Origin of the sequence: Pseudarthrobacter sp. TAF60_1, from assembly GCF_052113505.1 — a bacterium.
Lineage (GTDB): Bacteria > Actinomycetota > Actinomycetes > Actinomycetales > Micrococcaceae > Arthrobacter.
Map to the genome: position 1 here is coordinate 90,241 of NZ_JBFRDI010000010.1, position 12,355 is coordinate 102,595.

7 protein-coding genes are annotated in these 12,355 nt (G+C 57.7%); 4 read left to right on the forward strand and 3 right to left on the reverse strand.

Going from position 1 to position 12,355, the window contains the following annotated elements:
- Positions 1–2,739, forward strand: coding sequence for a DNA methyltransferase (locus AB4Y73_RS12995; RefSeq protein ID WP_441872177.1), 2,739 nt, complete (start codon positions 1–3; stop codon positions 2,737–2,739).
- 80 nt (positions 2,740–2,819) lie between these two features.
- Positions 2,820–3,131 (forward strand): hypothetical protein, encoded by a 312-nt coding sequence (locus tag AB4Y73_RS13000; RefSeq protein ID WP_441872179.1) that lies wholly within the window; start codon positions 2,820–2,822, stop codon positions 3,129–3,131.
- A 287-nt stretch (positions 3,132–3,418) separates the two neighbouring features.
- Here AB4Y73_RS13000 and AB4Y73_RS13005 read toward each other — a convergent pair whose 3' ends face one another.
- On the reverse strand, positions 3,419–3,823 hold the full coding sequence (locus tag AB4Y73_RS13005; RefSeq protein WP_441872181.1) for a hypothetical protein: 405 nt from the start codon (positions 3,821–3,823) through the stop codon (positions 3,419–3,421).
- 356 nt (positions 3,824–4,179) lie between these two features.
- Between AB4Y73_RS13005 and AB4Y73_RS13010 the strand changes: the two genes are divergently transcribed.
- Positions 4,180–5,556, forward strand: coding sequence for a HEPN domain-containing protein (locus tag AB4Y73_RS13010; protein ID WP_441872183.1), 1,377 nt, complete (start codon positions 4,180–4,182; stop codon positions 5,554–5,556).
- 193 nt (positions 5,557–5,749) lie between these two features.
- Here AB4Y73_RS13010 and AB4Y73_RS13015 read toward each other — a convergent pair whose 3' ends face one another.
- The gene (locus AB4Y73_RS13015; protein WP_441872185.1) at positions 5,750–5,872 is read right to left on the reverse strand and encodes a hypothetical protein; all 123 of its coding nucleotides are present in this window, start codon (positions 5,870–5,872) and stop codon (positions 5,750–5,752) included.
- 2,920 nt (positions 5,873–8,792) lie between these two features.
- Between AB4Y73_RS13015 and AB4Y73_RS13020 the strand changes: the two genes are divergently transcribed.
- On the forward strand, positions 8,793–9,452 hold the full coding sequence (locus AB4Y73_RS13020; protein ID WP_441872186.1) for a ParA family protein: 660 nt from the start codon (positions 8,793–8,795) through the stop codon (positions 9,450–9,452).
- A 692-nt stretch (positions 9,453–10,144) separates the two neighbouring features.
- On the opposite strand, the gene AB4Y73_RS13025 is transcribed toward AB4Y73_RS13020, so the two are convergent.
- Entirely contained in the window at positions 10,145–11,887 is a 1,743-nt protein-coding gene (locus AB4Y73_RS13025; protein WP_441872188.1) for a MarR family transcriptional regulator, read from the reverse strand.
- Between the last annotated feature and the right edge of the window lie 468 nt (positions 11,888–12,355).

Below are 12,355 nucleotides of genomic sequence, written 5' to 3' on the forward strand. Positions count from 1 at the left end.
ATGACCAGGCGGGCACAAGCCTTCGTGGCTAAGTGGAAGAACGAAGGTCGCGAGAACGCCGAAGCGCAATCTTGGTGGAATGACTTTTTCAATATCTTCGGCGTTGACCGCTACTCAACGGCCACATTTGAACGCTGGGCCAAGCGAGCATCTACGGGACAGCAGGGGCGCATTGACGTCTTCATGCCCGGAGTGATGATCGCGGAACACAAGTCGCTCGGCAAGGACCTTGACGGGGCTGGCAACCAAGCCGATGACTATCTAGCAGGGGGCGATCTCAAGCCTGCGGAAATGCCCCGCTACATCGTGACGAGCGACTTCGCTGAGGTCCAAATCACCGATCTGGAATCACCTCTGGATCCGCCCTTCCGTTTCCCGATCTCCAAACTGCCAAGGAACATTTCGCGTTTTGCCTTCCTCTCCGGCTATCAGGCTCCGAAGCGGTCGTCTGAGGAGCAACGAGCGGTAAGCATCAAGGCAGCCCGCGCTATGGGCGCCCTCTATGACGCCCTGTTGGGCGATGTAGATGCGGCCGTCGACACTCAGGACGGTGAGCAGGCATCGATTTTCATGACCAGGCTGTTGTTCCTTCTGTACGGGGACGACGCTGAAGGGCTCTGGGAGAAGGATGCTTTCGAGACCTTCATCCGTGAGTTCACGGCAGAAGACGGTTCGGACACTGGCGCCCTTATGGCTCAGCTCTTCCAGGTTCTCGATTCGCCCACCAGGTCTTCCAAACTCGATAGTCACATGGCCGTTTTCAAGTACGTCAATGGCGGGCTCTTCAAGGACCGGGTAGACATTCCAGCCTTTGACTTCGACATGCGTCAGGCGCTCCTACGGGCAACGGAAGAGGAATGGAGTCAGGTCTCCCCGGCCATCTTCGGGTCCTTGTTTCAAGGCATGTCCTCCAAGGCGAAACGTCACGCGGGCGGCGAGCACTACACTTCTGAAGCCGACATCCTCAAGACTCTTCGGCCACTGTTCCTTGACGAGATGGAGGAGCGCTTGCAGGACGCATGGCTCTCCGAACAGGCCTTGGTCAAGCTTCATAACTCGTTCGAGAACATCAGATATCTAGACCCTGCCTGTGGATCGGGAAATTTCCTCATCGTTGCCTATCGCGAGATGCGTGACCTTGAACTGCGGTTGCTGGAGCGACTGCGCGAACTCCGGGGCGAGCAAAATACCTTCACTTTGGACGCCACGTGGGATCTCAAGGTAAAACCCGATCAGTTCGGCGGTATCGAAGTCAGCTGGTGGCCGGCCAAGATCGCCGAAACAGCAATGTTTCTCGTCGAGCACCAAGCAAACACCAAAATGGCTCATACGCTCGGGGGCGCCCCCGACATTCTGCCGATCAAGGCGGCCGCCAGAATCGTTCACGATGATGCCTTGACCACGGACTGGAACGCTGAATTTCCCACCGACGGGGTCACGACATACGTCTTTGGCAACCCGCCGTTTTTGGGAAAAAAGGAACGCAGCGACGTCCAGACTGCCCACATGAAAGGGGTCTGGGGCAAGGACTACTCCGGCGAAACAGACTTCGTCACAAGCTGGTTTATTCGGGCGCGACAGTATCTCGACAAGGCGGCCGGCCGCTTTGCCTTCGTCTCCACAAACTCCATCGTGCAGGGAACGAACGTTCCTCCGCTCTTCGGAAAACTGATCACCGATGGTTGGCGCATCCGTTTTGCCCACCGCACATTCCTCTGGAAGTCAGAAGCAACCGGGCCCGCCCAGGTTCATTGCGTAATAGTGGGCTTCGACCGTGAGGCATCCACGCCTCGACTCTTCGATTACCCACTGCTAAAAGGGACCCCGGTCGAGGTTCTCTCCGTATCGACGATCAACGGCTACCTCATTGACGCGCAAAATATTTACGTCGGGGAAAGGTCCACTCCACTAAACGAGTCCCTGACCAGCACGATCGGGTTCGGATCCATGGCTGGGGACGGTCGCAATCTTTTCCTTACCGACGGTGAGGCAGAAGAACTCCGCAAGGATCCTTCCGCAGCCCGCTATGTAAAGCGCTTCATCGGAGCTAAGGAACTCATCAACGACAAGGTCCGCTGGTGCATCTGGATGCCAGAGCCAGATGCCAAACTAATCACAGAGAACGACATCCTACGCGAGCACATCGCGGCTGTTAGAGCCTGGCGCAGTGAAGACGACCGCGACAAAGACATAGCGAAAAACGCAAACAAGCCGTACCGGTTTCATCGTCCAAAACAGCCTCTGACAAACTTCCTTTGCATCCCCCGCCACTTCAGCGAGGACCGGGACTACGCGACTGTCGCCTATTTCACGCCTGACGTTGTGCCTGGGGACGCAACGTTCACAACACCGGATCCTGACGGTTTCCTGTTCGCGGTTATATCCTCTGCCATGTTCATGACGTGGCAGAAGACCGTAGGGGGAAGACTCAAATCTGACCCCCGCTTTTCCAGCACTTTGACGTGGAACAACTACCCACTCCCGAACGTCGACGCGTCCATGCGGCAGCGCCTAATTGAAGCGGGAAAAGCCGTCATTGCCGCTCGCGAAGCACACCCACAAGCGAGCCTGAATCAGCTCTACAATCCCTTGGCGATGCCAACTGACCTGATCGAAGCGCATGAAAAGCTCGACAGGATAACTGACCGTCTCTTCGGTTTCGCAAAGCTGCCCTCGCTCATTCAACGACAAGAACGACTTTTCGAGCGATTCTTGGCGCTGATCGACGACGATCAATGACCAAACTTTTCCTCTTCCACGGCGGCGCTCCTGGGCTCGAGGACAACCGACTGATACTGCCCCCGAGCCGGACTGGTATCTTGTCCACCACCCTCCAATCGACTCTGGAAGGCGGCCTAACCGACATAGCCCAACGCCCGGACAAGGTGTACTTGACCTCGGATGTAAAGCTGGCCCGTGTATATGCCGGCATGTGGTCCGATCCAACGACCAAAACCCAGCCAGCAGGGGGCGGATCGGTCTATGAGGTTGAAGTTGACGACGGAAGCTTGGAACCGGATGAAGATCTGAAGTCCCTGTCCGGGGTTTCTTTCCAGGCCAACACGGCCGTCATCGTCCGCATTCAGTACAAGAACGTCCCCTTCAACAGAGAGCTGTTTGCAAAGAACTGAACGACGTTCTTCGTGCGCATGCACATGCCAAGGGAAGTTGACGTGGAGTACCAGGGGCCCAATCACGAAGAAACATGCCTTGAGTGTTGACGGCAGTGAATCTGCCGAGAACACGGACGCGGGAGTCTGCGCGGGCTTGGGCCGGTATGCGCCGTGATTTCGCTGCCATCAGTGACTGGCATGAAGGGAATATAAAATCCTACGAAACCGCTCCTGGGTCGCTTTTGCACCTTGCTGACGCGATGAGCGAACCGCACCAGGCTTCCCACGTAGTCGGCTACCTCCTACTAACCGCTGTAGACCACCTCCACGCCCTCAGAATGGTGATCGTCGACGCCGGCTCGCAGCACATATTTGCCCCGTACACCCTGATTCGTGGAGCAATTGAGAACGCATCCACGGCTCTTTGGGTCCTGCAACAGGATGAGCCACGCTCGATCGCCGTGCGCGCACTCACTCTGGAGTACCGCGGTCTCCTCGACCAGATACGAGCAGCCAGGGCTGTGGACCACACGGCTGAGATAGACAAAGATCTCCAAGACATTTTCACTGCGTGCCTGGACCGGCATGGATTTACCCAAAAAGAAGTCAAGACGGCTCTCCAACACCTGCCTCTCATTGACGAAATTTCCACGCACTTCCACGTTCGAAACGCCGCCCTGACCTGGCAATTTTGCTCCGCAGCTGCCCATGGCCGCCAGTGGGCTTGGAGGTACCTGACAGTGTTTCAAGCACAGGACGACGACGGGGTGTCCAAGGTCCTCAACGGCCAGTTGACTTCCAACGAAACGATCATCGCGTATTCACTCAACACTGCCTGCAATGTTGTACGGAAGGCCCTGACCGTCCGCAAACTTCATTCCCGGGACGCGTCCCATACCGGCACTAGCTTAGTAAAATCGGAATCTGCGCTCGACGTGGTCCGAGCCGGCCTTTACTTACCCGGTCGACCGCATGAACGGCCGTTCTTGGCGCATCGATGGCCTGGTCGGAAATACCCTCCGGGAGCGGCACATCGGCAGCGCCGGTTCAGATATATCGTAGCCGTGTGAGCGATGACAGAGCAGGAATATTCTGGGTAGGCAATGGCCCCCGCATCCCAGGGACTCTATCGCTGGAACAGAGCAGTTATTCTTTGGAGCTTGAAGGATTCTGCGTCACCCCACAAGATCTCGAGGTACACCCTGGCTACATCACTATCAGTGATGACCCTGCGGCGATTGTCGCGGACTTCGCGCCCCGCACGATCCTGGGTGAGCTGGATGCTCATGGCGCAGTAACGCTTCTCAATGCCCATATGGACACCAGCCCTTTTTTCCTTGGCCCTCTTACACAGACTTTCCATGGTTCCTTCCATGTCCTGGGCACTTACGTCGACGGCCACGAACACCCGATTCACGGCATCCGATGGACTTGGAAGTTCTCGTCCGGCCACGCGGGATGGCTCAACGACCCTCCGTCTGCTGTCACCGAAGGCCCTTGGCGCGGTACGCTAAAACCTTGGACCTTTGAAGACAGACCTGGTCTAGAAGTCCAACTGTCGGACCCCGCAGAACTAAGAGTCGTTCGGCAGGGAGTCATGACGGCGATCACGCAATTCCTGGTGCTGTGGACGGGTTGCCCGATTGATCTGTCTCACGTAGAGATTCAGCTCGACAACGGGAACTGGTACAAATGCTCTCCACCGCCCTCAGACGCGGCAAAGTTTTCGAGAACAAAGCTTCTGCCGCTCAACGAGATCTCACTCCAACACTTGGCTCGCTGGCTACTCATGGCGTTCAAGCTGGACCCGTTGCCCTACATCGCTTCCGCCACAGCCGGCGTACTCCAGATCGATGCCCAGGCGGTTGCCACCGCCCTTGAAGGACTTCACCGTCGATTGTTCGGCGAACGTCGCCCGTTCGCCCCCCTCAGTAATGGCGCCGTGAAGCGCGCCACGCGCGCGGCACGAGAAGCGGGCGTTAGGGATCTTGTCGTAAGCGGTTTCGAGGATGAAGCCCTTGCTGGCAGGTTGTTCAGCGAAGCCCTGAACCATATCGATCAGCCCAGCTACCAGCAACGTGTGGCGGAGCTGGCAGCCCCAGTAGTGGGCATGGCGCCGGGTCTCTGTGGGCCGGACCTGATCTCTTGGGTCAGGACCATGAAGAACATCCGCAACGATCAGAGCCACCAACTGCTCGACCGCTTTTATGACGAAGAGGTCACCCAGTACCACATCGCCAGTCTCTCGGGGCGGTGGGTTCTTAAGCTCAGGATCTTGATTGAATTCGTTGATGCCGTCCGGCTGAGCACTGCCCTTCGGGAGTCGCAATCTTTCGCCTTCACGCTCGCCAACATGGACGTCGAGCATTATTGGAAAGGGTTCTCCTGCTTGCAAACCTTCCGGCAGGGTGGTGAATACGCTTCGACCGCGGGAACAGGTTGATGTAAGAGCCTCAAGTCGCCAGCCTGTCGCCACACGCTGTTAGGTTCTCATAAATGCAGCAGGGCCGGCATGTGCCGGACCTGCCTGGTTTCCCTCTGCAAAGGAAATCCGGGGTTTTCGGGAGGTTCCCGGCCCTGCTGGGGTGGGTGGCCGGGCGGCTGCATTGGGGTCAGCCGTCCGGCTCGCTGTCCGGTTACTCGGTGTTGGTGGTGTGCTTGTCGATGATGATCTGCTCCACTGCGCTTGCGGTGTAGCTTCTCCGGACCACCCCGGTCAACGGTTCGGTCCTTTTGACACGGCCATTGCTGAAGGTCACGTCCCGGCACCCTGGTTTCCGGCGGCGTTCAACGCATGCTGCGCACTTCTCCATGGAGCTCATCGGCGGACCCAACGAGGTTCTTGCTCACGATTCCAGTCTTCGTTCCGGAAGCGCCAATTCTTGCCGTCCCCTTGTCCGCTCATAAAAGGGTGCCGCCAACGTTTTGACTGATTTAGTTTTCGCAGTCGACTAGCGTAGCGGAACGCTTAAATAGGCCTGTCTCATAAGACATTCCAGAACCGGTCCCCCCATGCATGCGGAAGTAACTTGTGGCGCAGTCGAGACTGGCAGGCATCTCAGGAAAGGATCCTTTGACAGGACTTTGCCCACCCGGTCGCCCGGTCCCGCCGACGCACCCCTCCGTACCCGGGTTTTCGCGCTCCCCCACTGTCCCAATAATGTGTCTCAACCTACTCGTCCAAGAAACAAGGGAAATTGCCCTTTGATAAGAAAATTGGGAGGGCACCGTATGAGGCGCCTCGGAGGATACGCCCCTGTGAGCCCGGCCGAGCAGGACACCGCCCTGCCACCCCGGGATCTGGAGGCCGCGGCGTGCGAACGCATCTATCGAGACCACGGAATCAGGGCACTTGAACCAGCCTCCCCGAGCTGGACACAATGATCGATCGCCTCAGCGGAGGGGACTAGGTCGCCACGTGGAAGCTGGACAGGCTCCGCCGCGGCACACTCCAAGTCAGCCCGCTAGGCTCACTCCCCCGCCAAATGGTCCAAACGTCCCTTCCGACCTTGCGACCGAGTTGGATTCCGGCAACGAGCCTCAAGCGGTCGTTTCGGACCCACCCAGCACACCCTGACTGGTCATGAACCCCTCGGCCCTTTAGTCCCTCGGCCATGCTCCTCAGCGCCACCACCACCAAACTTTGTGAGTCTGTGACTCCGGGAGTTCCCGCATCAGTGGGATCGAGGCCGCCGGAGCCGGCCAGGGAACACCCCACGCAACTTACCCAACTCACGAACTCTGTGACTCCGGCACCCTCAAACCCACAAACTCACAAGCCACCGGAGTCTGTTACTACGGAAGTACCAGAGTCATGCAGCATCCGGCGCCTCACGACAGCCAGTTCAAAGCTCTGTGACTCCGGCGCCCGCGAACCCAACAGACCACCGGAGTCTGTTACTACGGAAGTACCGGAGTCGGTGAGTCCGTAGGCCATACTCCTTAGCGCCACCACCAAACTTTGTGAATCTGTGACTCCGGGAGTTCCCGCATCAGTGGGATCGAGGCCGCCGGAGCCGGCCAGGGAACACCCCACGCAACTTACCCAACTCACGAACTCTGTGACTCCGGCACCCCCAAACCCACAAACTCACAAACTCACAAACTCACAAACCACCGGAGTCTGTTACTACGGAAGTACCAGAGTCATGCAGCATCCGGCGCCTCCACGACGCCCAGTTCAAAGCTCTGTGACTCCGTCGCCCGCGAACCAACAGACCACCGGAGTCTGTTACTACGGAAGTACCGGAGTCGGCGAGTCCGTAGGCCATACTCCTTAGCGCCACCACCAAACTTCGTGAGTCTGTGACTCCGGGAGTTCCCGCATCAGTGGGATCGAGGCCGCCGGAGCCGGCCAGGGAACACCCCACGCAACTTACCCAACTCACGAACTCTGTGACTCCGGCACGCTCAAACCCACAAACTCACAAACCACCGGAGTCTGTTACTACAGAAGTACCAGAGTCATGCAGCATCCGGCGCCTCACGACAGCCAGTTCAAAGCTCTGTGACTCCGTCGCCCGCGAACCCAAAAGACCACCGGAGTCTGTTACTACGGAAGTACCGGAGTCGGCGAGTCCGTAGGCCATACTCCTTAGCGCCACCACCACCAAACTTCGTGAATCTGTGACTCCGGGAGTTCCCGCATCAGTGGGATCGAGGCCGCCGGAGCCGGCCAGGGAACACCCCACGCAACTTACCCAACTCACGAACTCTGTGACTCCGGCACCCCCAAACCCACAAACTCACAAACTCACAAACCACCGGAGTCTGTTACTACGGAAGTACCAGAGTCATGCAGCATCCGGCGCCTCACGACAGCGCCCGCCCAACTCCAAACTCCTCTCATTTCATTTCAGTCTACGAACGAACCTGACCGCTGAATCCCGCGCCGGAATCCTTGGTCTTAGGGCTGCCAGTCGAGCAACATAGGAGGGAATCGGACGTTCGCGGGGGAGGGGTACGCACTGCAGGCCACGCTGACTGACTAGCTAATCAGCAGCACCCGCAGGACGAAGACGACGCCGGGTCTACGGAAGTAGGGCCTTCACCTTGACCGATCATCGAAGAAATGCCAGCCCAGTAAGCCTCGGGAATTCGTGCCAGGGTTTCCAGGGGCGTGTTGGCTGGGGGAGTGCCGCCGCCGTGAAGTAACCATCGCATTCCTTTCCCTCTTAATCGTCAAACCCCCGAACTCTCTGAGTCTGTTGCTCCGGGAGTAACAGAGTCCGGGGAATAGCGCCCCAGGGCCCGATCCCAGACTGCGCGAGTCGAGGATCTTCTGTATCTGTCCGCCAATTCCCTTGATTTGGAGAGCGCTCACTGGACGCTTTCGCTCCCATAATCCCTTGAGGGATGCTGGCCGAGCGGCAATAAGAAGGACGCAGGCATTCCCGAGGGGCGAACCGGCTGCTAACGAGAACACAAAAAACCACAGACTAACAGAGTTACGGAGTCATGGAGTCACAGACAACCGCACTCACTGACTCTGTGCGTCGACGGCGATTCGTACGGCTGTTGAGGAGAGTGACTGGTAATTTTGGCGTAGCGCTTGCCGGCGACTAGCAGATGTTTCTCCGTTTAATCGAGATGAGCAACCCCTTTGGGTTGACCACCTTTGGCGGAGTCCTATCCGCAGTCCGTCCGAGTGCCACGGAAACCGAAATTAAGGAAGCACTCATGAGAGTCGTATCTGTCGTCAACCAAAAAGGCGGCGCGGGAAAAACCACCACGGTGATGAATCTTGCCGCCGTTGCCGCTCAGAGCTCGAAGGTGCTTGTCGTTGACGCCGACCCACAAGGTTCAGTAACGATGTGGGCAACCAACGCCGAGGAACTTCCGGAAAAGGAGCAGTTGCAGTTCGACGTTGCAACTGAAACTGATCCCGAAGCGCTCACACAAATGCGCAGTCTCGACTATGACACGGTCTTCGTCGACACTCCTGGCAACCTAGAAAACATTCAGGTGCTCAAGGCGATCGTTGGCCAGTCAGATTTCATTGTGATGCCGACAGAAGCCACTCCTCTGGCCCTCTTACCTCTCGTCTACACTTTCGAGAAGATAGTCCAACCCTCCGGTCTGGACTACAGAGTTGTTGTCACTAAAGCCGATTCTCGCTCCCCGCAGGATGCGCTGGACGCCCAAGAGATGTTGCGAGAGCAGGGGATCCTCGTATGCAACTCTTTTGTTCGCTCCTACAAGGCTCACGAACGGGCGCCCATGTACGGGACGGTGGTCACTTCCTACGAAAAGACCCGGAACTCTGAGAAAGCAACTATGGATTATAAAGACGTCGCCCTGGAACTCTTCAGTCTCTGGGCCAAGACCAGAAAGGGCTGAACTCAATGGCGCTCAGAGGTGGATTCAAGAACTTTGCAAACCAGACACGGGAGATTAAGGAAGCCCCTCCTATTGACCTCGGTGGAGAGGCACCCACCCTGCATATTGTCCATGAGGCCGCTGCTTTGCATAATGAGTCACAAGCACCCTCGACAAGACAGGCTGACGCACCCGTTCCGGCTGCTGACCCTGCACCAGAGTCAAGTGGGGGAGTGAAGTCGGACATTCCGGCCACGCAGGAGAGGACCGACGCTCATTCTTCTTCGACTCAGACGGCAGATGAGGCTGAGCGACCCATTGTTTCCAGTCATACCCATTACACGGAACTGGTCCGAAAGGAATTGCGCCTGCATGCAGACCAAGCCGATGAGCTGACGGTACTAGCTACTAGGGTTCAACGCGCCCGTCGGGAAAAGGGAGAGCGGATTACGGACAACACATTGATCCGAGTTGCCGTAGACCTACTTCTGCAGCGCCAGAACGAACTGGTGGGTTCCACTGAGGATGAGCTCCGCGTTGCGTTGGGCCTAACCCCACGGGCCTAAATACATACGGAGTGTCACGTCCGCCTGGCCCCTGCGAACCTGACGCCTTCGGGGATAGGACACCGCGACTCTGTAAGTTCGCAAATACCGGACTTACAGAGTACGTCACTACCAGACTCTAGGGCTGGCTGACTCGTTTAGGACGCATCACCCTGCCCGTGTGAACGCCATATCTGCCATGGCCCAGTCGTCGGGCGGACCTTCGAAGTCCTCCCACGGGTAATCCTCACCGGGGGAGAGGAGCTCAGCTACAGTGTTGACGTTCTTGGACAGCCATTCCTTCCAGAGGATTCGTTCTATCCGGTAGCGGTGCATCTGCGCGGCGACAGCTTCCATGACCCCGAAATACTCGGCAAGGTCCTTTAACGACGTCCCAGCGACCACTGACCAGGCTCTTTTGTTGTCCCGGGCGATCATGTTCCATGCAGCCATTACCTCGAGGGCTTCGCTGACAGTCGTCCTGGAAAGCCTAGTCAGCGTAATGATGTCGGTCGTCGACAGTCCGGGGGAGTGCTCCAAGGCCTCGTAAACAAAGGCCGCCGGCAGGCCGAGTTCGCGGAATACGGGCCTCATGGCATGGATTTTGCCTTTCTGCCAGGACAAATCCTCGGCTGCCGCCTTCACATCTTCCGGCACGGTAAGCATGTAGAGATCCCCTTTAGTGCCGCGTCCTTCCTCGACCAGGGTCACCAAGCCGTCGTTCTCTTCCCGAAGGGCTCTCAGATGGGCTCCGACAGTCGTGTGGTCAAGTCCTGTAGCGATTGCGATCGATCTGACACCAAATTCCACAAACCTGGACGCGGTCATGTGTGCAGCCTCCCCAAGCGACCTTAGAACCATCCTGCGAGCCAGCCCGGTCCTCGAATCGGTGTAAGTGTGCTCCTTAAGCCTTAGAGCGTTGCGCCAGGTTCGGATGTGCTGGTGCTCGGCGTTGGAGTTCGTAGAGATCGAGTTTGCTTGGTTCCCTAGGGCGTGTGTAGCTGGCTGGCTTGTGGGGGATTTATGGGCATTGTTATTTCCTACTTTGGATCCTGGGTTTTTCTTTACATAGGAAACCGCTTCCAGCCAGTCACGGTGCAGCGATTGACGTCGGTGCCGGGAGGCATAGCGGGCGTAGAAAGAGGCCAGTCCTGGCCAGGTCCCCTGGACCATCCGGCGTTCCACATCGGTTAGTTCCATCCCGGCTGCCGCTGCTGCGACGAGGATTGCCTGCCGGGCATCGGAGTCGGACGCGTAGCGGTTCGCATCATAGAGTCCTGTTTGTGCCATTTGGTTCATAAGCCGGGACATACGGCCGGTGGGGTGTTGAACTTTGGGTGTTTCGTCGTTCGTTGGCGTGAACGTCTGTTCCAAACGCAGCACACGCACAGCGCTGATCTCGAGGGCTAGGTCGGCGTTCATGGCGGCCCAGACGGAGGTTGAGTTGGGCCGGCGGGCGACGTCGTAAGCCATGCTGAGGCTCATGGCCAGTTCCTGGTGGCCGCCGCGCTTGTGGGGAGAACCCGGAGTCCGCATGCAGCCGTGCAAAAGGTTCTGGTGAGGGGACTTATCGAGGCTTCGGTGACGGTTACCCAAGGCCTCTACAAGATCTCGGGCTTCCGAAAACGTGACACGCTTCTCCAGCGGGATGTAGACGTGTCGTCCGCCGTTGGGGGAGTAGTCCTCAATCCACCGTGCACCGCATGAATGCAACCAGGTCTGAACGGCTCGGACATCGGCTTCTACCCGGTCGATACCCGCGACTGAGGAGTCGAAGTCAAGGAAGATCGCCGTGCATGTGCCGTCCTTGCCGAAGATCCGGACTGCCGCAGGAAAAGCCGGAAGTGCTGGCGTTAGGGTTCGTTCATGTTTCTGTGGGTAAGTCTTTCCGCCGTCGCGGGAGAGGCGCATGCGAGGCTGTCCAGCAAGCAAGGGAGCTAGCGCGGTCCAGGCTTCGGTGGGACGGCTTGGTGCATGCGGCGCGCCCGGACTCTGTGAGTCTGTGCATGCGCGCATCTCGTGGGGTACGATGATGCTATTCCTCTCAAGGGATAGGAAGATGCCCGGACCGTAAGGCCCGAGTTGATTCTCAAGGACTCTCTACCTCGTCGCCGGCAAGCAAATAAGGTAGTGAGTCAAATGCTTAGAAGGCCCGCCTCGTGCGGGCCTTCGTCATTTAAGAGGCGATGCCGATGGGCAGCTCCTTTTGAAATTTGTGGTGGTCATGACGCCTTCGCCATAGGCAATTTGTCCTGGGCGTCGAGTGCTTCTAAGTCGATGGTCTGTAGGTGTTCATGTAGGAGCCTAGCCACGATGTCAGACCGGGTCTCAGCAGTAAGTTCTACGACTCTACGTAACTTATCTGCATCGGCCCTTGGA

What these genes read in the sequence shown, in the direction of transcription:
- AB4Y73_RS12995 (WP_441872177.1), top strand. Translation starts at nt 1, where the DNA reads ATGACCAGGCGGGCACAAGCCTTCGTGGCTAAGTGGAAGAACGAAGGT.
- AB4Y73_RS13025 (WP_441872188.1), bottom strand. Translation starts at nt 11,887, where the DNA reads ATGCGCCTCTCCCGCGACGGCGGAAAGACTTACCCACAGAAACATGAA.
- AB4Y73_RS13020 (WP_441872186.1), top strand. Translation starts at nt 8,793, where the DNA reads ATGAGAGTCGTATCTGTCGTCAACCAAAAAGGCGGCGCGGGAAAAACC.
- AB4Y73_RS13005 (WP_441872181.1), bottom strand. Translation starts at nt 3,823, where the DNA reads ATGGGCAGCTGCGGAGCAAAATTGCCAGGTCAGGGCGGCGTTTCGAAC.